Genomic DNA, 22343 nt, shown 5'->3' with positions numbered 1-22343 from the left:
GGAAGTTACGGAGGGACGGATCATGGCGCCATTATTGGAATTAAGGAACATTTCAAAATACTTTTTTGGTTTTTGTGCCAATCATGAAATTAATCTGACGGTGGAAGCGGGAAAGGTATATGGCCTGCTGGGAGAGAATGGGGCCGGAAAAAGCACCCTGATGAACATTCTCTATGGGCTGGAGCAGCCGGATGAGGGAACCATTTATATAGATGGAAAACAGGAAAGGATATCCTCCCCTAAGACGGCAATCAGCAGAGGAATCGGCATGGTCCATCAGCATTTCATGCTGATTCCGGCCCTGACTGTGACGGAAAATGTGATCCTGGCCATGGATGAAAACAGACATCTGCTTCTGGATAAAAAAACAGTGGCCAACCGTATCATGGAGCTGTCGAAACGGTATCATCTCCAGATTGACCCTTACGCCAAGGTGGAGGATTTAACCGTAGGACAGCAGCAGAGGGTGGAAATATTAAAGGCAATTTACAAGGACTGCCGCCTGCTGATTCTGGATGAACCTACGGCAGTTCTCACTCCAAAGGAAATCGAAGAGCTTTGCGGCATGATCCGTCACTTTAAAAAGGAACAGAAATCAGTTATTTTCATCACTCATAAGCTGAATGAGGTCATGCGGGTCAGCGATTCCATCTGTGTGCTGCGGAGCGGGGAAAAGGTTGCTGAGGTCCTGCCGGAGTCCACCAGCCAGCCGGAGCTGGCGGCCCTCATGGTTGGAAAGGCAGTGACATTCCGGGTTGAAAAGGAAAAACGGACTCCCGGCAAAGAGGTGCTTTCCGTCAGCCATCTGGGAGTAAACCATAGGAACGGCCGCCGTGCTGTAGACGATTTGTCCTTAAGGGTGCGGGAAGGTGAGATTTACGGAATCATCGGCGTGGATGGAAACGGCCAGCCGGAGTTGGTACAGGCAATTACGGCCCTGACTAAAATCGAGTCAGGATCAGTGGAAATCCTGGGGAAGGATGTGACCCGGGCAGAGCCAAAGCAGGTGCTGGACTGCGGAGTATCCCACATTCCGGAAGACAGGCAGCACATGGGAATAGCCATGAAACGGACTGTAACCGATAATCTCCTGCTTTATAACTATAATAACAAAGAACTGAAAAAAGGAATTTTTCTCGATTGGAAAAAGCTGGGATGGTTTGCAGAGGACATGGTGAAAAAATATAATGTCAAGGTGCCTGATCTGCAGATGCAGATCGGATATCTTTCCGGGGGAAACCAGCAGAAGGCTGTAGTGGCCCGGGAGATGGAAAAGGAGCCTAAGCTTCTTCTGGCAGTTCATCCCACCAGAGGAGTGGATATAGGAGCCATTGAATTTATCCATAAGCAGATTGTAGCGGCCAGGAACCTGGGCTGTGCCGTGCTTCTTGTTTCCACGGAACTGGAGGAGGTATTGTCCTTAAGCGACCGGATAGGCGTTATTTATGAAGGAAAGATTTTGGGAGAAATGGACCAGAGCGATGCGGACATTGAGAAAATCGGTCTGCTGATGGCCGGTTCGGCAGAGGAGCAAAGGACAGGAGCGTAAATATGGATAAGATGGATTTATTATTGACCCATGTAACAATTGTAACCGTAGACAGCCACCGCCGGGTGCTCTATGACGGAGCCATGGCGGTGAAGAAAGGAAGAATTGCCAAGGTAGGAGAGACAGAGGAAATTCTGAGTGAGTATCCTGAGGCAGAACGGATTTTAGACTGCCGGGGCAAGATTCTCTTCCCCGGTTTTATCAACACCCATAATCATTTATTCCAGACTCTTTTAAAGGGTCTGGGAGACGATATGGTGCTCAGTGACTGGTTAAAGACCATGACCTTTCCTGCAGCCCGTTTTCTTACGCCTGAGGACTGTTATTACGGGGCAATGCTTGGCTGTATGGAAGGAATCCACTGCGGAATCACCACAATGGTGGATTATATGTACCCCCATGCGGTTCCCGGCTTAAGCGACGGAGTGCTGGAGGCATTTTCCCAGATGAAGATCAGAGGGATTTTCGGACGGGGCTGTATGAATGATGGACTGGATTTTGGAGTCTGTCCCGAAATCATGCAGGATGTTTCCACTGTGGAAAAGGATCTGATCCGCATTTTTGACAGCTTCCACAACAAGGAAAACAGCAAAGTAAAGGTGTGGACGGCACCCGCCGCCCTCTGGTCTAATTCCGGAGACATGCTCCGCATGCTTTGGGAGGTGACGGAGAGCTACCAGTCCGGCCTGACGGTACACGTATCGGAAACTCCTTTTGACCGTATGGCTACAGAGGCCCTTCACGGCTGTGCCGGAGTGGACTGTTTGGAGAAGTACGGCATAACCGGTGAAAATGTGCTGATGGTACATTGTGTGTATCTGACGGAATCGGATATCAGCAAGGCCGCTCATTACGGCTTAAAGGTTTCTCATAATCCGGTGAGCAATATGTATCTTTCCTCCGGTGTGGCTCCCATTCCGGATATGCTGAAAGCAGGCGTTGCCGTAAGCCTGGGAGTGGACGGTGCCGCAAGCAATAACGGGCAGGACATGATAGAGCTGATGAAGACGGCAGCCCTGCTCCAGAAGGTACATACTCTGGACCCTACGGTCATAACTGCTGAAAAAGTACTGGAGATGGCAACCATTGACGGGGCAAGAGCTGTTGGAATGGAAGAGGAAATCGGCTCCCTGGAAGCAGGAAAAAAAGCAGATTTTATTATTTTCAATCCATACCGGTCCCCTAAGGCCGTACCGGTTCACAATCCGGTTTCCACCCTTGTCTATTCATCTACACCGGCCAATATTGAGGCAGTGGCCGTGGACGGGGAATTTTTAATGGAACAGGGAAAGCTGACCATGATGGCGGACGAGGAAGCGGTTTTGGCAAAGGGTCAAGCTCAAGCGGACAGTCTGGCAAAACGGGCCGGAATCACCAACCGGGGAGCCGGACATTTATGGAATACCCTATAGAAGGAGCGGTACAATGACCCAGAAGAAGGAATACCGGGTAATCGGTAAATCCCATCCAAGGGTAGATGCAGGAGACAAGGTAACGGGCCGGGCTCTTTATACGGATGACCTTCAGATGAAGGGAATGCTTTTTGCCGGCTGTGTGTATACCACCCACCCCCATGCCAGAGCCAAAGTCGATATAAACGCTGCAAAAAGTATGGAGGGAGTAGCCTGTGTGCTGACCATGGAGGATTTCCCAAAGCCCAGAAGCTATTGTGATTATTACTACTGCACTGATACGCCCTGCTTTATGGGAGATGTGCTGGCAGTGGCGGCGGCAGAGGATGAGGAAATATTGGAACAGGCTTTAAAAGCAGTCCGGGTAACCTATGAGGATCTTCCGGCCGTATTCACTATTGAAGAAGCCCTTAAAGAGGATGCGCCCCAGATCCGGGAGGACGGGGTGGGACTTTCTCAAGGCGTGCCGGCAAAAGAAAAAAAGGGAAATGTATTTTTAAATTCCTACCATCCTCTTCGCAAAGGGGATGTAAAGGCAGGATTTGAGGAATCACAAATCATTCTGGAGAGGACATACCGGACTCAGATGGTGGAACACGCCTACATAGAACCGGAATCGGTGCTGACCTATTCCGATCCTGACGACGGAATGATAACCATTCACTCCTGTTCCCAGCAGGGACATGCGCCAAGGGAATTTGTGGCGGATGCCCTAAACCTTCCCATGAACTGCATCCGCGCTGTCCAAAGGACAGTGGGAGGCTCCTTCGGCGGGAAATTTGAAGTGGTGGGACTGATGAGCGCAAGGGCGGCTCTCGTCACCTTAAAGACGGGACGGCCCTGCAAGATAACCCTGACCAGAGAACAGTCCATAGTGGAAAGCATGAAGCGCCATCCATTTCTCAGCAATATCCGCATCGGCGCCTTACGGGACGGAACAATTCTGGCTTATCAGGCCACTCAGATTGAAAATTGCGGAGCCTATAACAGCCAGGCCCCCTGGATGAATATCCGTGCCATGGCCCATTCCGCAGGTCCTTATGAAATTCCCAACATCCGGACCGATACCTACGGAGTGTTCACCAACAATATGCATCCCGGCGCATTCCGGGGATACAGCTCTCCTCAGATCATCTTTTCCAATGAGATGATAATTGACGAACTGGCCGATGCCCTGGGTGTGGATTCCCTGGATATTAAACGAAAGAACCTGCTGCGGCAGGGCAGCCTGACCGCTACGGGACAAACTCTCTGCCACACCACACTGTTTCCCAAAATGATGGAGGATATTGTAAGGAATACGGATTATGAGAGAAAAAGGAAGGCTTACAAAGGCCAGACAGGATTGTGGAAAAAAGGAATCGGGCTGGTGACCAGCTACCGCGGCTGCGCTCTGGGAAGTGAAGGAGTGGATGCCACCGGAGCCATGTTTACCGCCTTGCCAGACGGGAGCTTTCTCCTGGATGCGGCTCTGATGGAGATTGGTCAGGGCCTTAAGACCGTTTATCTCCAGATCGCTGCGGAGGCCAGTGGGATTTCCCCTGACCATATTGCCGTAAAATCAGTGGATACCCACAGTATCCCGGACAGCGGCTTAACTGTGGCCTCCAGAGGGACTGCTATGGGCGGACAGTCCGTCAAACAGGCGGGAGAAAAGATGAAAGAAATGCTTCTTGAATCGGGACGGCTCCTGCTGGATGCCAAAGAAGATGAAACTGTTGAAATTGCCGGCAGCATCTGCTTTTTGGAGGAAGATCCAGGGAGGCGGATTCCCGTATCCAAAATCTGCACGTACCGCAGATACCAGGGACTTCCTATGGCTGTTTATGAGTGGTATATTCCCAGGCCCCTGGGAACGGAAGAAGGGACAGGGCAGGGGGAGGCCTTTACAACCTATGCTTATGGCGTCTGCGTGGCAGAGACAGCCGTCAATGTCATGACCGGACAGGTGAAGGTGGAAAAAATAACTTCTTATCATGATGTGGGAAAGGCCATTAACCCTGACATGATACGGGGACAGATATACGGCGGTATTATGATGGGGATGGGATTTGGACTATGGGAAGAGATCCGGCTCCACAAAGGGAAGACCCCGGACTTGAATCTGGATTCCTACCGGCTGGGGACCGCCCTGGATGTGCCGGATATGGATATAAGGCTTTATGAATGCGACGACCCGGAAGGAACCTATGGCGCAAAATGCATTGCTGAGGCGGCCACAGAAATGATTGGGGCGGCCCTGGCCCTGTCGGTCAAGCATGCCATTCAAAAACCGGTCCGCAGCCTGCCGGTTACCATGAAACAGATTGCAGGCTTTGAAATGGAGGCTGGAGATGGAAAATAAAAAACTGCTTCAATTTATATGCAATGGAAAAACAGAAGCCGTGGCCGTAAATGGCAGCGAACGGCTCATTGATGTTTTGCGAAAAAAACTGGGACTTACGGGAACCAAGGAAGGCTGCGGTGTGGGAGAATGCGGCGCCTGTACTGTGATTGTAGACGGAAAAGCCGTAAATTCCTGTCTGGTCCCCGCTGTTTCCATTGAGGGCCGTCAGGTGGTAACGGTGGAAGGACTGAAAACCGATGAGGGCCTCCACCCTTTACAGGAGGCATTCATCCGTCATCATGCCGTTCAATGCGGTTTTTGTTCTCCGGGGCTTTTAATGAGCGCCAAAGCCCTGCTGGATGAGGTTCCCCATCCAGGCCGGAATGAGATAAAGAATGCCATCGCCGGAAACCTATGCCGGTGCACTGGCTATGAGCAGGTCATTGAAGCGGTTCTTGACGCGGCGAACCGGAAGGAGTGAGGACCTATGTTGTTTGAAGGCTATGAAAAAATGGTTTCGCTGAATGAGATAAGCTTAAGGCTGATGAGCAGGCCTTCTCTTCTGTTTGCAGGAGGAACCGATTTGATGGTAAAGGCCAGAGAGAGGGGCTGGTATGAAAAAAAGACCTTCCTGGACATATCAGAGCTGAAAGAGCTGAAAGAGATCCTTGAAACAGAAGATTTTGTGGAAATCGGGGCGGCGGTGACCCTTACAGAACTGCTGGAATCGGAAGACGTTCAGAAAAGCCTCCCTCTCCTTTGCCAGGCCGTTTCCCGGGTCGGATGCAGACAGATCCGAAACCGGGCCACTCTGGCGGGCAATGTGGCAAATGCCTGTCCTGCGTCAGATTGCATTCCTGCTTTGATGGTTCTGGATACAATCGCTGTTATTCAGGGGGTCAAAGGATGCCGGGAAATTTTATTGCCGGAATTGTTCCGTGAAACCAGAAGCTGCCTTCGCCATGAGGGGATGCACGTAAAGACCTGCTTTTACGGGGAGACGATGGAAAAGAAACTGTTTTTAGAGGGCGGGGAATGGATCCGGTCGGTCAGAATCAGGAAGCAGAAAACCGGTGAAAGAGGATTGTTCTATAAGCTGACCAGGAACCGGTCCAGTGAACTGGCCGTTGTCAACATAGCTGCAGCAGTCCGGCAGTCAGGGGCAGGGCTGCAAATAAGAACCAGCGTGGGAGGAGTATTTCCTAAACCCCTGCTTTTTCCTGAGTTTGAAGCTGCATCAGAGAAAAAAGAGGAAGCACCCTGTGGGTATACCTTTATGCCAAAGAACGTGGCAAAAAAAGAGGAAACAAAAGAAAAGATCCGGCAATATGCGGCCGCATGCGCACAACTGATGGAGCCCCTTCAAAATGCACTGGTGGATTATCCATATAAAAAACAGGTCGTAAAATATTTAACAGAAGCAGTGCTTTTAGAACTGCTTTTGGGGATTCCCATGGAAGACCGGGAGGAGTGAGCCTTATGGAAATAATAGGATTACAGGTAAACGGTATTTTTAAGGAAATAGCGGTGGAACCAAACCAGACTTTATTAAAGACCCTGCGAAAGGTGCTGAAGCTGACAGGAACGAAATGCGGCTGTGAGACCGGGGACTGCGGAGCCTGTATGGTTTTGATTGACGGAGAAGCAGTCCGTTCCTGCCTGGTGAAAACCTCAAAGCTTTCCGGAAAACAGGTGGTGACCATTGAAGGCATTACGGGGGAAATGAGAAAAAACGGTGACCTGCATCCCATTCAGCAGGCATTTGTGGAGGCCGGAGCGGTCCAATGCGGGTTCTGCACTCCTGGAATGATTATTTCAGCAAAGGCGCTGCTGGATAAAAACCCTGATCCAAGCCGGGAGGAAGTGATACAAGCCATTGATAAAAATTTGTGCCGGTGTACCGGTTACGTAAAAATTGCTGATGCGGTTTTACTGGCTGCCAAGAAGATGGGAGGGAAAGAAAATGAAGTCACAGAAAGCGCCGGGAGGTGTGGGAGCTTCCAGACCCATCCGGGATGCGCAGGAGAAGGTATCAGGTCAGAAGCTGTATGTGGCTGACATGGAGTTTCCGGGGATGCTTTATGGAAAGATGCTTCTAAGCCCCATTGCCCATGGAAAAATCCGTTCTATAGATACCAGGGAAGCGGAAGCACTTCCAGGAGTATACGCTGTGGCAACCTTCCGTAACACACCTGGGACATCCTTTAACAGCGCAAAGCGTCTGATCGAGCAGCAGGTAATCTGCAATGAAAAGATCTTTGATGATACGGTCCGTTTTGTGGGGGACCGGGTGGCTGCAGTGGCTGCAGAGACGGAAAGCATCGCAAAGGAGGCCATTAAGCGGATCAAGGTGGAGTATGAAGAACTTCCCGTGATTCTCAGTGCAGAGGAGGCCGCCGGGGAAGGACAGTACCCCATCCATCCGGGCGGAAATATTGCCGGAAAGGTAGAGGTTTCCGCCGGAGACCCGGAAGCCGCCTTTTTACAATGTGATTATGTTCTGGAAGGAAAGTATTCCACACAGGCCGTACACCATGGGGCAATAGAACCCCATGTGGCCATTGCGGACTGGAATGCAAGAGGCCATTTGACGGTATACAGTCCCAATCAGAACAGCTTTGCCTTCCGCATCATACTTTCCGAAATTTTCGGAATCAGCTATAACAGGATACGTGTAATTGTGCCTGCAATCGGGGGAGCTTTCGGAGGCAAGCTGGAGGTGACGGTGGAGCCTGTGGCAGCCATTTTGAGCAAAATGTCAGGGCGCCCGGTCAAGGTCGAGCTTGACCGCAGGGAAACCATACTGGCAAGCAGGTTGCGGCATCCATCCCTCACTTATATCAAAACCGGGTTTATGAAGGATGGGATTTTAAAGGCAGTGGATTTTAAGATGTATATCAACACAGGAGCTTATGCTTCCAGCGCCATGAATGTGGCCGGCGCATTGAGCCATAAAGTGTTCATGGCCTATAAATCCCCCCATATGCACATTGAGATTTACCCGGTTTATACCAATACCATTGTTTCAGGAGCCATGCGGGGATATGGGTCGCCCCAGGTGTATTTCGGTTTCCAGCGCCAGATGCATAAAATAGCAAAATTTCTTCACATGGATGAAGCAAAGCTGCAGCAAATAAATATGGTGGATCCTGACGGCAAAAATCCGGTCCATCATCATCCCCTGGGAAATCCAAGACCTAAGGACTGCCTTCAAAAACTGCTTGAGCTGATGGATTATTCAAAGCTTTTAAAGGAGCAGGAGCAGAGCAGGAAGGAGGGGGGAAGATACCGCATTGGCATAGGAATAGCCATGGGAGTACACGGGAACAACTGCTTTGGCGCACATCGGGATACCACCAGTCCAATGATCCGGATGAACGAAGACGGGAGCTGCATTTTGTATACCGGAGCCCATGATATGGGAAATGACAGCGTGGGAATGCAGGTGCAGATATTATCCCAGGTCCTGGGCATTTCCCTGGACCGCATCGAGGTGGTAGCAGCGGATACGGATGGCTGTCAGTGGCATATCGGCGATTATTCCAGCAGGGGAGTCTATGTCATCGGAGCAGCGGCTAAGAAGGCGGCGGAAAAGATGAAGGAAGAGCTTCGGAAGGAAGCGGCTAAGGTCCTGGATGTTTTGCCGGATCAGATTGAGCTTCACGATGATGCTGCATGGGCTTGTGACGGCAGCGGAAATTATGCTTCCCTCCGCCAGGTGATGATACACTGCCAGAGCGTAAGCAAGAGAGAGCTTTGTGTGATGGAAACCTATCACGCTTACCGGGGAGCATCTTCCTACGGGGTACATCTGGCAAAGGTGTCTGTGGACCGGTCAACCGGGGAGACGAAGGTGCTGGATTACGGTGCAGTCCATGACGTGGGCCATGTAGTGAATCCCATGATGATAGAAGGACAGCTTGAGGGAGCCATTCTCATGGGCCTGGGCTATGGTCTTTTGGAAGAAATCCAATACGATGCCAGGGGAATTCCTTCTCCCCTCACGTTCAGACGATACCGGATGCCCAGGGCAGGGCAGGTGCCAAAGCTCCATTTGGGCTTTGTGGCTGATATAGATGGAGGCGAGCCGGGAGGGCCTTACGGCGCAAAAAGTCTGGGAGAAAGTCCTGTGGTACCGGTAGCGCCTGCGCTTGTCAACGCAATCTGCAATGCGCTGGAAATTGAGCTGGATGAACTTCCTGCATCACCGGAACGGATAAGGGCGGCGCTTTTGGAAAAAGGAAATGCTTAAAAAAAGGAGATCAACATGGTAAAAATTTTAGGTATATGCGGAAGCCCAAGGAAAAAATCTGCTTTTACGGCACTGGAGGCAGCCCTGGAGGCTGCAAGGAATTCCGGAGAAGCCGTTGAGACAGAGCTGGTGGAGCTGAGGGGAAAGAAGATCAGCCTGTGCATCCACTGCAACCAGTGTTTAAAGCGCCAGGAGGATCACTGTACCGTCTTTACCGATGATATGACGCCTTTATATGAAAAGTTTTATCAGGCAGATGGCATTATCATCGCATCACCGGTTTATGAAATGAATTTGACCGCTCAGACCGCCGCCTTTATGGGACGGTTCCGTTCCGCATGGCTGAAAGGGATACAGGAGCCGGAGTTTTTCATGCACAAAGTAGGAGCCGGAATTGCAGTAGGAGGCACCAGAAACGGAGGGCAGGAGTTTACCATGGCGGCGATCCAGAACTTTTTCCTCACTCAGGGAATCACCCTGTGTGCCGGGGGAAGCGGGATGTATTCCGGCCCCATGCTCTGGAATCCGGGAGACGGCTCCACTGAGATGGACGATAAAACGGGCATGGAGCTGGTACGGCTGCTGGGTAAGAAGGTGGCGGTCATGGCCAGGATCATGAAAGAAGCTGAGATCCGATGAGAAGAAAAACGGAAAAGGGAACCATAGAAAAGTAACGATAGAAATGGAAGTGGCAGTTCATGGAAGAGATTGTATTGAATGTCAACAGCAGAAATTATACTATTTTATCAGAAAAAAACTGGACTCTTCTGTATGTGCTGCGGGAGATCCTGGGACTGACCGGAACCAAATGCGGGTGCGGAACAAACGACTGCGGCGCCTGCCGGGTCATCATTGACGGAGAGGCGGTAAACTCTTGCGCACGCCTGGCATGGAAGCTGGAAGGAAAGTCCGTTATTACCATTGAAGGGCTTGGAAACGGACAAAAGCTCCATCCCATCCAGCAGGCATTTATTGATGCAGGAGCGGTACAGTGCGGATTCTGCACGCCGGGTATGATTCTGTCAGCTAAGGCGTTGTTAGATAAAAATCCAGAGCCCCTGGAAGATGAGATACGGACTGCGCTGCGGGATAATCTCTGCCGGTGTACCGGTTATGTAAGAATTGTGGAAGCCGTAAAACTGGCAGCTGGGCGAATGAAGGAGGGGGACCATGAGGGAGGATGAGTTTCAAAACGGAGTTCTGGGAAAGAGCCATCCGGTTTTAAATGTAAATTCCAAGGTTACGGGAAACCTTCTCTATACAGGAGATATGAAGCTGCCGGGAATGCTTTATGCACAAGTGCTGTTCAGCCCGTTTGCCCATGCAAAAATCAAATCCATTGATGTGTCTGCCGCAGAAGCGCTGGAAGGGGTACATGGGGTTGTATGTTACCGGGATTCACCCAAAGTGCGCTACAATGGAAATGGGGAGGATTCATCCTTTAAGCCGTCGGAGCTGGTTTTTGAAGACGTGGTCCGTTACGTGGGGGATAAGGTAGCTGCCGTTGCGGCGGAAACTCCCCTGATTGCGGCCAGTGCAATAAAACTGATCCAGGTGGAATATGAGCCCCTGCCCTTTTATTTAGATCCGGAAGAAGCCCTGGCAGAAGGGGCATGCCCCATTCATGAAGGAGGAAACTTAATGGAAGAGGTTTGTCTTTCCGGCGGGGATCTGGACAATGGATTTGCCGAAGCAGACCGTATATTTGAGCAGACCTACCGGGTGCCGCCTATCCATCATGCAGCCTTAGAGCCCCACGTTTCGCTGGCAGTTTATGATCCCGACGGTAAGCTGACGGTATATACGCCCAGCCAGGATGTGTTCGGACAGAGGCTGAATTTAAGTAAAATATTCAGCCTTCCCATGAACCGCATCCGGGTGTTGAACCCGGCAATGGGAGGGGGATTCGGGGGAAAGATCGATCTGATTACAGAGCCCGTTGCAGCTCTTTTGTCCATGAAATGCGGCAGGCCCGTAAAGCTGGTATACACCAGGAGGCAGGATATTTCGTCATCCACAACCCGCCATGGGGAGACCATTTATATCCGCACGGGAGTAAAAGCAGACGGAAAGGTAATTGCCTGCGACTATAAGGTTTATTTAAGTGCCGGAGCTCACAGCGGAGCCACCTCAAGCGTGGCATGGGCGGCAGGAGGAAAATTTTTTAAGCTTTTTGATATTCCCAATATGCGTTACCGAGCTTATACTGCATATACCAACTGTTCTGTAGCAGGAGCCATGAGAGGCTTTGGTTCTCCTCAGTTGTTTTATGCATTTAACAGCCAGTTGAACCAGATCGCAATGAAAATGCAATTTGATCTGCCTTCCCTGATGAAAAAGAATTTATTTAATCCCAATGATACGGACCTGCGGGGACAGAATTTGGGAAATTACCGCATCAGGGATTGTCTCTTAAGAGGACTTGAGCTTTTTGGCTGGAAGGATGCATGGAAAGAGCAGCAGGAGTCAGGGAAGGCCAAGGGACGGTACCGTATCGGGGTGGGTCTGGCAGCAGGCCCTCATGCCAGCAGCCTGTTCGGGGTATTTGCCGATACCACCGGTGTCATGCTTAAAATGAATGAGGATGGTTCCCTTACCATCTTTACCGGCGTCAGTGATATGGGAAACGGCTCCAATACCATTCAGATGATGCTGGTCTCAGAGGTCCTTGGAATTTCCATGGACCGGATCGCCTGTGTGAAAACAGATACGGAACTGACCCTGTTTGATGTGGGAGCCTATGCCAGCCGGGGTACCTATGTCGGCGGAGGAGCAGCCTTAAAGGCAGCCAGGGAAATGAAAGAAAAAATTCTCCTGGAGGCGTCTGAAATACTTGGCTGTCCAGCCAGGGAGCTTGTATTGAGGAATAACGGTGTATGGATGGCTGATGGAAGCGGTGCAGGGATTTCTATGGACAGAATCGCTGCCCATGCTCACAATGAGCATGAAAAGGATCTGGTTGCGGCGGTCACCTTCGGTTCTTTAGCAGTACCCATATCCGGCGGTGTTCATCTGGTAAAGGTCCAGGTGGATACAAAGACAGGAGAGGTGAAGCCTCTTGCCTACACGGCCGTTCATGACGTGGGGAAGGTGCTGAATCCGGCCTCCGTAGAAGGACAGCTTCATGGAGGCATTATGATGGGACTTGGTTATGCCCTGTCAGAAGAACTTTCATACGACGAAAAAGGGGCCCTGCGCCAGCGAAGGCTGGGAGACTGCGGCCTGTTCCGGGCAGACCAGATGCCTGAGATCCAGACAGAGTTTCTGGACAGCTACGAATCCACAGGGCCATACGGCGCTAAGAGCATAGGAGAATGTGCTACGGTGCCTTCCGCCGCCGCCGTAGCCAATGCAGTCTCCAATGCCCTGGGACATGAAATCACAAGGCTTCCCATACGTCCGAATGCGGTCTTAGAGGCTATTTATAGTGAAGCAGTTAAATGAATTGAGGACATTTCCGTTTTGGAAATGTCCTTTTTCCCTTTATAAATGAGAAGTTAGGGGAGGTGAAATGTCCAAGAAACTTTTTTGATATAGTTCCATTTACACCACAATCGTCAGAAAACAATATATTACTGTTAAAAAATAGTGGAAACAAGACTTTAATGAGAAATTTTTTTGTTTATTATGCAATATTGAAATCAATGCGGAAAACCAATATAGTTAATACAACCTAAGTAGTCGACGAAACTTCAGGGAAACACACTGTTACGATGTGGTAGCACAGATATTTATCTGCTGGCTACCTTTTTTTTATTTAAAAGGAGGATGTGCTATGAGACAGGTTGCTATCTATGGAAAAGGCGGAATTGGGAAGTCAACAACAACACAGAACTTAACGGCAGGACTTGCAGAGATGGGAAAACACATCATGATTGTAGGATGCGACCCTAAGGCAGACTCAACCAGACTGGTACTGGGCGGTCTGGCACAGAAAACGGTTCTTGATACCCTTCGTGATGAAGGAGATGACATTGAACTGGATTCGGTCATGAAGGAAGGCTACGGCGGAATCAAAGGTGTGGAGTCAGGCGGTCCGGAACCTGGCGTTGGCTGTGCAGGACGGGGGATCATCACTTCCATCAACTTACTTGAGCAGCTGGGAGCTTATACCGATGATCTGGACTATGTATTTTACGATGTTCTCGGAGATGTTGTGTGCGGAGGTTTTGCGATGCCCATTCGGGAAGGCAAGGCCCAGGAGATCTACATCGTATGTTCCGGGGAGATGATGGCCCTTTATGCAGCCAATAACATCTCTAAAGGTATTGCAAAATATGCAAAGACAGGGGGCGTCCGTATGGGCGGGCTGATCTGTAACTCCAGAAAGGTAGACAGGGAGGAAGATCTGGTTCAGGCAGTGGCTGCAAAGATAGGAACACAGATGATTCATTTCGTACCCCGTGACAATGCGGTACAAAGAGCAGAGATCCGGAAACGTACGGTTATCGATTTCTCACCGGAGGAGCCTCAGGCAGATGAGTACCGGCAGCTGGCCCAAAAGGTTGACAACAATGAGATGTTTGTGATTCCAAACCCCATGAAGATCGAGGAACTGGAAGAGATTCTGATGCAATATGGCGTAATGGACTGATGATCCGGCAGAGAGGAGAACGGCTATGTTATTAGTGAGAGCAATCGTAAGGCCTGAAAAGTCAGGGTACGTGATGAAAGAAGCGGCAGAGGCTGGATTTCAGGCGGTGACAAAGATGGATGTATATGGACGGGGCAAGCAGAAAGGTATCCAGGTTGGTGACATCTATTATGATGAGATCCCAAAAGAAATGCTGCTGTTTTTCTGCAATGATGAAGATAAGGACGATCTGGTAAAGGTAATTTTAAGAACGGCAAAAACCGGTGATGGCAATTTTGGTGACGGGCGTATCTTCATCTCTCCGGTAGAGGATGCTTATACCATCAGCAGCGGAAAACAGGGGCTTTGATGGAGTTTTTCAGGAGAGGAGAAAAGTGATGAAGGAAGTAATGGCGTTTATCCGCACCAACAAGGTAAATGTGACGAAAAAGGCTTTAGCGGAAGGTGGTTTTCCGGCATTCACCTGCAGGCCGGTGCTGGGCAGAGGGAAAAAAAGTATTGATCCCGAGCTTTTATCCATTGTGATACAGAATGGAGAGCTGCCTCTCAATATGTCGGGTGAACATCTGACGGAGGCATTCCGTTTAATTCCAAAGAGGTTTTTTACCTTGATTATGGAAGACAGTGAAGTACCAAAAGCTGTGGAGATCCTGATTAAGACCAATCAAACGGGCAATCCGGGAGACGGTAAAATATTTGTTCTTCCCATTTATGAAGCATATACGGTCAGAAGCGGTGAGAAGACGGTAGAGGCTTATTAGGAGGCGAAATCATGGCAAAAGAAAGAGATGAATTATTGGATAAATACTCGGCGCGGGTATTTAAAAACAGAAAGAATCATATCACCCAGCTGGAATTTGGTGACGCCCGGGATGAGATTATGGCTAACACCCGTGCAATTCCAGGCATCGTAACCGCAAGAGGCTGCTGCTACGCAGGGTGCAAGGGCGTTGTTGTCGGACCGATGAAGGATGCTGTCGTGATTACCCATGGGCCCATTGGATGTGCATTTTATTCATGGGGTACCAGAAGGAATAAAGCGAAGTCTTCCTATGAGGGGGAACCGAACTTTGTACCGTATTCTTTCTGTACAGACATGAAGGCGCCGGACATCGTATTCGGCGGAGAAAAAAAGCTGGAGGCAGGAATTGATGAGATCATGGACTTGTTCAGCCCCAAATGTATCTTTATCTGCTCCACCTGTCCCATTGGTCTGATCGGTGATGATGTGCAGGCAGTAGCGCGGCGGGTGGAGGAAAAATACGGGATCACGGCAGTCGGGTATTCCTGTGAAGGTTATAAGGGTGTATCTCAGTCTGCCGGACATCATATCGCAAACAACGGACTTATGCGCTATGTCATCGGTAAAGGCGAAAAGGCTCCAAAAACAAAGTACAGCATTAATATCTTAGGGGAATACAACATCGGCGGTGATGGCTGGGAGCAGGAGCGGGTTTTGAAGAAAATAGGATATGAGGTGGTATCGGTGTTCACCGGAGACGGTTCCTATGAAACCATGAAAAATGCTCATTTGGCAGACTTGAATCTGGTCATGTGCCACCGTTCCATCAACTATATTGCAGAAATGATGAAGACAAAATACGGAATCGACTGGCTGAAAGTAAACTTCATCGGTGTTGGAGCCACCTGCAAGTCTCTTCGTATGATGGCGGAGTATTTCAATGACCCGGAACTGACGAAGCGGACAGAGGAAGTGATTGCGGAGGAGCTGGCAGAGATCCAGGAGGATATGGAGTATTATAAATCCAAGCTAAAGGGGAAGACAGCCGGTATCTTCGTAGGAGGCTCCAGATCCCACCATTATCAGCTTTTATTAAAGGATTTTGGGATAGAGACCACCATCGCAGGATATGAGTTTGCCCATAGGGATGACTACGAAGGCCGGGAAATTATTCCCCAGATTAAAGCGGATGCTGATTCCAAGAACATTGAGGAAATCACCGTTGAGCGGGAAGAGGGATATACGGACCGCTATACGGAGGAGGAACTGGTTAAGCTGCGGTCAGCCGGCGTGGAACTGGATACCTATGACGGCATGATTAAAGATATGAAGAAAGGCCATATGGTAGTGGATGATTACAACATGTTTGAAACTGACCAGCTGATCGAGGAATATAAGCCTGATATCTTTTTTTCCGGTATCAAAGACAAATACGCAATCCAGCATGGCGGCGTTGTATCCAGACAGATGCATTCTTATGATTATTCCGGTCCTTATGCAGGATTCCGGGGAGCTGTTAATTTCGGCAGGGATGTGACCATGAGCCTGTATACCAATGCATGGGCGCTGATAAGTCCGCCCTGGAAAACAGCCCCCATGCTGGAAGGAAGTTTAGGAGGTGGAAAATAATGCTTGATTTAACTCCAAAAGAAATTATGGAGAAACGCCATATAACCATAAATCCATGTAAGACCTGCGAGCCGGTGGGAGCCATGTTCTGTGCTCTGGGTGTGGAGAACTGTATGCCCCACTCCCATGGTTCCCAGGGCTGCTGTTCCTATCACAGAACAGTGCTGAGCCGTCATTTCAAAGAGCCTGCCCTGGCGTCTTCCAGTTCCTTTACAGAGGGTGCTTCCGTATTTGGAGGAAGAAGTAATATCAATACGGCGGTGAAAAATATTTTTGACCTCTATGATCCGGATATCATAGCCATACATACCACCTGCCTGTCAGAGACCATCGGTGATGACGTAGGATCCTATATTCTGGATATGGAAATTCCGGATGATAAGAAAGTACTGTTTGCCAGTACTCCATCCTATGAAGGCTCCCATATTCAGGGCTTCTCCAACATGGTAATCGGTTTTATGAAGTACCTGACGAAAAAGACGGGTACACCCAACGGAAAAACGGCGATTTTTCCAGGCTGGGTCAATCCGGGGGACGACCGGGAATTAAAAAGAATCGCATCTCTCATGGGAGCAGATTACATCTATTTCCCGGATCATGACGGTACGCTGGATCATCCCATGGATGGAAAAAATGAATATTTTCATGCCCATGCAGGAACATCCCTGGCGGATATGGAGGCTTTGGGCGACTGCGTAAAGCTGATTTCCATGGGAACCTACTGCAGCCAGGAACCTTCGGATTATATGAAACGGCAGTTCGCTACGCCTTATGCCAATATTCCTCTTCCCGTGGGGGTGGCGCTGACAGATCGCTACGTGACAGAGCTTCGGAAGGTGACAAAGCAGGAGGTGCCAAAGGTATTGGAGGATGAGAGAGGACGATTACTTGACCTGATGCTGGATTCCCATCAGTACACCTATAAAAAGAAGGTGGCCATTTATGGAGATCCGGATATTGTTTACGCATTTACGTCTCTTTGTCTGGAACTTAGCATGTGTCCTAAATACATTATCACAGGCACACCAAAGGAAAGCTGGGTAAAAGAGATCAGGGCGCTGATGAGCCAGTATGGGGTGGATGAGTCGGAGTATGTGGTAAAAGCAGATACGGACTTGTTTTATCTGCACCAGCTGATCAAAAATGAAGGCGTAGACCTGCTTTTGGGATCCAGCTACGGCAAACAGATCGCAAAGGCGGAAGATATTCCCATGGTCAGAATGGGATTTCCGGTGCTTGACCGGTATGGCAATCCAATTCAGGCCTCCGTCGGTTACGCAGGCGGGATACGGTATGTGGAGAAAATCGTGGATGCCATGATGGACCGGCAGGACCGGGATGCTCTGGATGAGGATTTTGATGTTGTCATGTAGGGTTATAGCAGCAGATACAACTACATAGCAACTGGGAGGGAGGACCCCTCCCTATTGCTGTATCAGAGAGGAGCGGTTGAATGGGAAATATACTGGATGCCAGGAAAAGTTCTATTTTGTTTAAAGATGACTGCAGCGGACAGAGAAGCGGAATCTGCTGTGACAGTGACAGTGTATCAGGTGCGGTATCTCAAAGAGCCTGCGTCTACTGCGGCGCCCGTGTGGTATTGAATCCGATTACGGATGCTTACCATATCATACACGGCCCCATCGGCTGTTCCAGCTATACATGGGATATCCGCGGTTCTCTGACCAGCGGGGAGGATATCTACCGAAACAGTTTTTCCACGGATTTACAGGAGACGGATATCATCTTCGGCGGAGTGAGAAAGCTGGAAGCCGCAGTGGATGAACTGATGAAATTCCACCGGGAAGCAAAGCTGATTTTTATCTATGCAACCTGTATTGTCGGCGTAATCGGGGATGATGTGGATGCGGTATGCCGGATGAAGTCCGAACAGTATCGGATACCGGTGATTCCGGTCAAATCTCCGGGCTTTTCAGGCAGTAAATCCACCGGATACCGGATGGCCTGCGATGCAATCATGGAAGTCCTGCGTCCCCATAAGACAGAGGTAAAACAGAAAGCCATTAACATTCTGGGAGATTTTAACCTTGCAGGAGAGATGTGGATCATCAAAAATTACTTCAAGAAGATGGGAATCGAAGTGATCTGCGGATTTACCGGGGATGCAGACTATGATGATATGGTGAAAGCGCCTGAAGCGTCCTTAAATATTGTCCAGTGCGCCGGTTCCAGTACCTATCTTGCCCAGCAGATGGAAGAGGAGTTTGGAATTCCATATATGAAAGTCAGTTTCTTTGGCGTGGAAGATACAACCGCCTCCCTGATCCGGGTGGCAGAAGCCCTTGGAGATGAGGCGGCCAGGGAAAAAGCAGTTAAGTTTTGCTGGGAAGAAACGGAAAAGCTGCAAAGCTTTCTGGACAAATACACAAAGAGCTTAAAAGGAAAGAAAGCAGCTATCTATGTAGGCGGCGGATTTAAAGCCATTTCCCTGATACGCCAGTTTGCCGTAGTGGGAATCCAGACGGTGCTGGTGGGAACCCAGACAGGGAAAAAAGAGGAATATGAGGTCATTGAAAGCCTGGTGGATCAGGATACGGTTATCCTGGATGATGCCAATCCGGCGGAGCTTGAGACATTTATGAAGGAAAAGGGAGCAGATATCCTGGTGGGAGGTGTCAAGGAGCGCCCGCTGGCCTACAAGCTGGGTGTGGCATTCTGCGATCACAACCATGAGAGAAAGCATCCTCTGGCAGGATTCGAAGGGGTTTATAACTTTACGCGGGAGATTAACCGCAGTATGAATAATCCGGTTTGGGAATATGTGAAAGTCCTTTGAAAAACTGGCGGCGGAAAGGTGGTATGGTTATGAAAAGTGAAGTAAAACCGCTTGTAAATATGAACGTTAACCCATGTAAGATGTGCATGCCCATGGGGAGTGCAACAGCATTTTACGGAGTAAAAAAATGCATGACAATCCTTCATGGCTCACAGGGGTGTGCAACATACATAAGACGCCATATGGCGACCCATTACAATGAGCCGGTGGATATCGCTTCTTCATCCCTGACGGAGCAGGGAACGGTTTACGGAGGAAGCGCAAATTTGAAAAAGGGACTGAAGAATCTGATAGAACTGTATCATCCGGATGTCATCGGTGTGATGACCACCTGTCTGGCGGAAACGATCGGAGAGGATGTTCCGGGGATCATCGATAATTTTTATGAAGAAAATCCGGAATACCGGGATATTCATATCATCCCCTGCCAATCACCGGGATATGGCGGAAGTCAGTATGAAGGATATTTTGAAGCGCTGTATGCCATTGTATTATCCGTAAAGATGGAAGCTGATAAAAATGACAGAATCAATGTGGTGACGGCTCCTTTAAGTCCGGCGGATACCAGGTATTTAAAACAGGTGTTCCGGATGTTCGGACTGAAGCCGGTTCTCCTGCCTGACATCTCAGACAATCTGGATGGAAGCCATGCAAAAGAGTATAACCGTCTCCCCCAGGGCGGCACTGATATAGGGGAGATCCGGAAAATGGGCGGTGCAAGGATGACACTGGAACTGAGCGGGCTGACACATAAACACTCTGTGGGCGATCTGCTTCTGGAAAAATATGGAGTGCCTTGCAAAAAGCTGAATCTGCCGGTGGGCCTGCGGGATACGGATGCTTTTTTTCACGCTTTGTCAGAACTTGCAGCCATTCCGGTTCCGAATGAAATTAAGTCGGAACGGGGAAGATATTTGGATGCCATGATTGATTCCCACAAATATAATTCTGCCGGACGCGCCGTGGTATTCGGAGAACCTGATCTGGTGCTTTCCACGGTCCGAATGATGTGCGAAAGCGGTGTCATGCCGGTTGTATGTGCTGCCGGCTCTGTCTGTCCGGAGCTGAAAACACTGCTGTTGCCGGAACTGAAAAAGCTGGCGGATATGTACTTTGTGGAAGATTATACCGTTGTAGACCGGGCAGATTTTAAGGATATTGGACAGATGGCTGAAAAGTACCATGCCAATATGATGGCAGGAAATTCCGACGGCAGGAGAGTTGCCGAAGAGGAAAAGCTGCCGCTCATCCGCCGCGGATTTCCCATCCATGACCATGTAGGCGGACAGCGGCTCCGGATGCTGGGGTATGAGGGCAGCATGGAATACTTGGATGAAATCACCAATGCCCTGATTGATACGACAGAGACAACATTCCGTGAACAGCTTTATGATACTTATTACAAAAACTCTCTGATTGATAAGAACGGTCCGGCGGCTTCTGCCGGGGCGGAATCGGATCTGGATATCATGGAGAAAAAGACAATGGAACACCCCTGCTACAACTGCGGCGCTCATAAATATGCCAGAATTCATCTTCCGGTAGCACCGGCCTGTAACGTGCAGTGCAATTACTGCGTGAGAAAATTCGACTGCCAGAATGAGAGCAGGCCTGGGGTTACTTCCAAAATTCTGACTCCCACAGAGGCACTTGAGCGGTACCGGCTGGTGAAGGAAAAAATGCCGAACTTAACGGTGGCAGGTATCGCAGGGCCCGGTGATGCCCTTGCTAACTGGGAAGAAGTGAGTGAAACCTTCCGTCTGATCAGGGAATATGATCCTGATGTGACTTTCTGCCTTTCTACAAATGGACTGCTCCTCCCCTGGTATGCAAAGGAGCTGGCAGAACTGGGGGTATCTCATGTGACAGTGACGCTGAATGCAGTAGATCCTCATCTCAGCGGCCAGATATATAAGTATATCCGGTTCATGGGCCAGAATTATGAAGGAGATGGGGCCGGGGCCATCATGGTGTCCAATCAGCTGGCAGGAATCCGTATGCTGGTGGAAAGCCACATCATTGTTAAAATCAATATCGTAACAGTACGGGGAATCAATGAAGAGCATATACCGGAAATCGTGAGGACCGTAAAGGATATGGGGTGTTATATCACTAATATCATGCAGCTGATTCCGGTAGAAGGAAGTATTTTTGAGCACCTGGAGCCAATTCCATTAAAACAGATTCAGGAGATCCGCAGGGAATGTGAAGCAATTATGCCCCAGATGTATCACTGCCAGCACTGCAGAGCGGATGCCGTGGGGACCCTGGATCATGACCAATCCATTGATTTACGCGGTGCAGTGAAACCGGTGGAGGAAGCTGCCCGGGACTTATCAGAAATAACGAAGCCGGCAAAGGCGGCCGTTCGTTTCGCAGTGGCCTCCAAAAGCGGTATGATTGTAGATACTCATTTTGGCCATGCAAAGGAATTCTATATTTATGATTATGCAGATGGCCAGGTCCGTTTCATTGGAAGGCGCAGCGTGGAGCAATACTGCAAAGGTGTGGAAGAATGCGGTGAAAAAGAAGATCATATTCAGAAGATTATCACGGCCCTGTATGGCTGCAATGGCGTCATTGCCATGAGGATCGGCGCAGAGCCTAAGGAGAAACTGAATCAGAAAGGAATCATGGCGGTCAATACCTATGATGTGATTGAGGATGCGGTAAGAAAAGCAGCATCCAGCATGTAAAAAGGAGGAGCAGGATGGTACAGCCCAAATATCATGTGTTTATCTGCACGAGCTGCAGAATCAACGGAACTCAGAAAGGGTTTTGTTTTCAGAAAGGAAGCGTTGATCTGGTGCAGTCTTTTATGCAGGAAATTGAGGACAGGGAACTTTCCGGTGAAGTGGTTCTTAACAATACCGGATGCTTTGGAATCTGTGACAAAGGACCGGTTGTTGTGGTTTATCCGGAGGGTGTCTGGTATGGGAATGTGACAACAGCTGATGTGGAACGGATTTTCGATGAACATTTTGAAGGAGGGAATCCAGTGAAAGATCTGATGATTTAAATTCCCGAAAGGAGGGAAACCGT

General features: G+C 49.5%; 17 protein-coding genes and 1 pseudogene. All 18 read left to right on the top strand.

The window, feature by feature from the left end:
* Nucleotides 1-22: 22 nt before the first annotated feature.
* The 18 genes and pseudogenes from K401_RS0128985 to K401_RS0128900 all read left to right on the top strand — a co-directional run bounded on the left by K401_RS0128985 (nt 23) and on the right by K401_RS0128900 (nt 22320).
* On the top strand, nt 23-1549 hold the full coding sequence (locus K401_RS0128985; RefSeq protein WP_024296232.1) for an ABC transporter ATP-binding protein: 1527 nt from the start codon (nt 23-25) through the stop codon (nt 1547-1549).
* Nucleotides 1550-1551: 2 nt separating this feature from the next.
* Nucleotides 1552-2961, top strand: coding sequence for an amidohydrolase family protein (locus K401_RS0128980; RefSeq protein ID WP_027352268.1), 1410 nt, complete (start codon nt 1552-1554; stop codon nt 2959-2961).
* Nucleotides 2962-2974: 13 nt separating this feature from the next.
* Nucleotides 2975-5305 (top strand): xanthine dehydrogenase family protein molybdopterin-binding subunit, encoded by a 2331-nt coding sequence (locus tag K401_RS0128975; RefSeq protein WP_024296230.1) that lies wholly within the window; start codon nt 2975-2977, stop codon nt 5303-5305.
* Nucleotides 5295-5768 (top strand): (2Fe-2S)-binding protein, encoded by a 474-nt coding sequence (locus K401_RS0128970; RefSeq protein WP_024296229.1) that lies wholly within the window; start codon nt 5295-5297, stop codon nt 5766-5768. The genes K401_RS0128975 and K401_RS0128970 overlap by 11 nt, the downstream gene beginning before the upstream one ends.
* A 6-nt stretch (nt 5769-5774) precedes the next feature.
* Nucleotides 5775-6761, top strand: coding sequence for an FAD binding domain-containing protein (locus K401_RS32135; RefSeq protein ID WP_024296228.1), 987 nt, complete (start codon nt 5775-5777; stop codon nt 6759-6761).
* Between the two features lie 5 nt (nt 6762-6766).
* A pseudogene (locus K401_RS0128960) lies at nt 6767-7237 on the top strand ((2Fe-2S)-binding protein); the annotation flags it as partial.
* 13 nt (nt 7238-7250) lie between these two features.
* Entirely contained in the window at nt 7251-9539 is a 2289-nt protein-coding gene (locus K401_RS0128955; protein WP_024296226.1) for a xanthine dehydrogenase family protein molybdopterin-binding subunit, read from the top strand.
* 15 nt (nt 9540-9554) lie between these two features.
* A complete protein-coding gene (locus tag K401_RS0128950) occupies nt 9555-10178 on the top strand; it encodes a flavodoxin family protein (protein WP_024296225.1) in 624 nt (207 codons plus the stop codon).
* 59 nt (nt 10179-10237) lie between these two features.
* Nucleotides 10238-10723, top strand: coding sequence for a (2Fe-2S)-binding protein (locus tag K401_RS0128945; RefSeq protein ID WP_024296224.1), 486 nt, complete (start codon nt 10238-10240; stop codon nt 10721-10723).
* A complete protein-coding gene (locus K401_RS0128940) occupies nt 10710-12983 on the top strand; it encodes a xanthine dehydrogenase family protein molybdopterin-binding subunit (protein WP_024296223.1) in 2274 nt (757 codons plus the stop codon). The genes K401_RS0128945 and K401_RS0128940 overlap by 14 nt, the downstream gene beginning before the upstream one ends.
* A 331-nt stretch (nt 12984-13314) precedes the next feature.
* A complete protein-coding gene (nifH, locus tag K401_RS0128935; protein WP_024296222.1) occupies nt 13315-14133 on the top strand; it encodes a nitrogenase iron protein in 819 nt (272 codons plus the stop codon).
* Nucleotides 14134-14158: 25 nt separating this feature from the next.
* Nucleotides 14159-14482, top strand: a complete 324-nt coding sequence (locus K401_RS0128930) for a P-II family nitrogen regulator (RefSeq protein WP_024296221.1) — start codon at nt 14159-14161, stop codon at nt 14480-14482.
* Nucleotides 14483-14510: 28 nt separating this feature from the next.
* A complete protein-coding gene (locus K401_RS0128925) occupies nt 14511-14894 on the top strand; it encodes a P-II family nitrogen regulator (protein ID WP_024296220.1) in 384 nt (127 codons plus the stop codon).
* Between the two features lie 11 nt (nt 14895-14905).
* Nucleotides 14906-16504: a nitrogenase component I subunit alpha gene (locus tag K401_RS0128920; protein WP_024296219.1), complete on the top strand. Its 1599-nt coding sequence runs from the start codon at nt 14906-14908 to the stop codon at nt 16502-16504.
* Nucleotides 16504-17877 carry a nitrogenase component 1 gene (locus K401_RS0128915; RefSeq protein WP_024296218.1) on the top strand — a complete coding sequence of 458 codons (1374 nt, stop codon included), beginning with the start codon at nt 16504-16506 and terminating at the stop codon, nt 17875-17877. Before K401_RS0128920 ends, K401_RS0128915 begins: the two co-directional genes overlap by 1 nt.
* Before the next feature lie 80 nt (nt 17878-17957).
* Nucleotides 17958-19301: a nitrogenase iron-molybdenum cofactor biosynthesis protein NifE gene (nifE, locus tag K401_RS0128910; RefSeq protein ID WP_024296217.1), complete on the top strand. Its 1344-nt coding sequence runs from the start codon at nt 17958-17960 to the stop codon at nt 19299-19301.
* Nucleotides 19302-19330: 29 nt separating this feature from the next.
* Entirely contained in the window at nt 19331-21997 is a 2667-nt protein-coding gene (locus K401_RS0128905) for a nitrogenase component 1 (protein WP_024296216.1), read from the top strand.
* A 14-nt stretch (nt 21998-22011) separates the two neighbouring features.
* Entirely contained in the window at nt 22012-22320 is a 309-nt protein-coding gene (locus K401_RS0128900; RefSeq protein ID WP_024296215.1) for a 2Fe-2S ferredoxin, read from the top strand.
* Nucleotides 22321-22343 lie beyond the last annotated feature (23 nt).

Source organism: Lacrimispora indolis DSM 755 (genome assembly GCF_000526995.1).
Taxonomy (GTDB): domain Bacteria; phylum Bacillota; class Clostridia; order Lachnospirales; family Lachnospiraceae; genus Lacrimispora; species Lacrimispora indolis.
The sequence above is the reverse complement of the archived record's forward strand: the minus strand, read 5'-3'. Positions and strand labels throughout refer to the sequence as shown.

What these genes read in the sequence shown, in the direction of transcription:
- K401_RS0128985 (WP_024296232.1), top strand. Translation starts at nt 23, where the DNA reads ATGGCGCCATTATTGGAATTAAGGAACATTTCAAAATACTTTTTTGGT.
- K401_RS0128980 (WP_027352268.1), top strand. Translation starts at nt 1,552, where the DNA reads ATGGATAAGATGGATTTATTATTGACCCATGTAACAATTGTAACCGTA.
- K401_RS0128975 (WP_024296230.1), top strand. Translation starts at nt 2,975, where the DNA reads ATGACCCAGAAGAAGGAATACCGGGTAATCGGTAAATCCCATCCAAGG.
- K401_RS0128970 (WP_024296229.1), top strand. Translation starts at nt 5,295, where the DNA reads ATGGAAAATAAAAAACTGCTTCAATTTATATGCAATGGAAAAACAGAA.
- K401_RS32135 (WP_024296228.1), top strand. Translation starts at nt 5,775, where the DNA reads ATGTTGTTTGAAGGCTATGAAAAAATGGTTTCGCTGAATGAGATAAGC.
- K401_RS0128955 (WP_024296226.1), top strand. Translation starts at nt 7,251, where the DNA reads ATGAAGTCACAGAAAGCGCCGGGAGGTGTGGGAGCTTCCAGACCCATC.
- K401_RS0128950 (WP_024296225.1), top strand. Translation starts at nt 9,555, where the DNA reads ATGGTAAAAATTTTAGGTATATGCGGAAGCCCAAGGAAAAAATCTGCT.
- K401_RS0128945 (WP_024296224.1), top strand. Translation starts at nt 10,238, where the DNA reads ATGGAAGAGATTGTATTGAATGTCAACAGCAGAAATTATACTATTTTA.
- K401_RS0128940 (WP_024296223.1), top strand. Translation starts at nt 10,710, where the DNA reads ATGAGGGAGGATGAGTTTCAAAACGGAGTTCTGGGAAAGAGCCATCCG.
- nifH (WP_024296222.1), top strand. Translation starts at nt 13,315, where the DNA reads ATGAGACAGGTTGCTATCTATGGAAAAGGCGGAATTGGGAAGTCAACA.
- K401_RS0128930 (WP_024296221.1), top strand. Translation starts at nt 14,159, where the DNA reads ATGTTATTAGTGAGAGCAATCGTAAGGCCTGAAAAGTCAGGGTACGTG.
- K401_RS0128925 (WP_024296220.1), top strand. Translation starts at nt 14,511, where the DNA reads ATGAAGGAAGTAATGGCGTTTATCCGCACCAACAAGGTAAATGTGACG.
- K401_RS0128920 (WP_024296219.1), top strand. Translation starts at nt 14,906, where the DNA reads ATGGCAAAAGAAAGAGATGAATTATTGGATAAATACTCGGCGCGGGTA.
- K401_RS0128915 (WP_024296218.1), top strand. Translation starts at nt 16,504, where the DNA reads ATGCTTGATTTAACTCCAAAAGAAATTATGGAGAAACGCCATATAACC.
- nifE (WP_024296217.1), top strand. Translation starts at nt 17,958, where the DNA reads ATGGGAAATATACTGGATGCCAGGAAAAGTTCTATTTTGTTTAAAGAT.
- K401_RS0128905 (WP_024296216.1), top strand. Translation starts at nt 19,331, where the DNA reads ATGAAAAGTGAAGTAAAACCGCTTGTAAATATGAACGTTAACCCATGT.
- K401_RS0128900 (WP_024296215.1), top strand. Translation starts at nt 22,012, where the DNA reads ATGGTACAGCCCAAATATCATGTGTTTATCTGCACGAGCTGCAGAATC.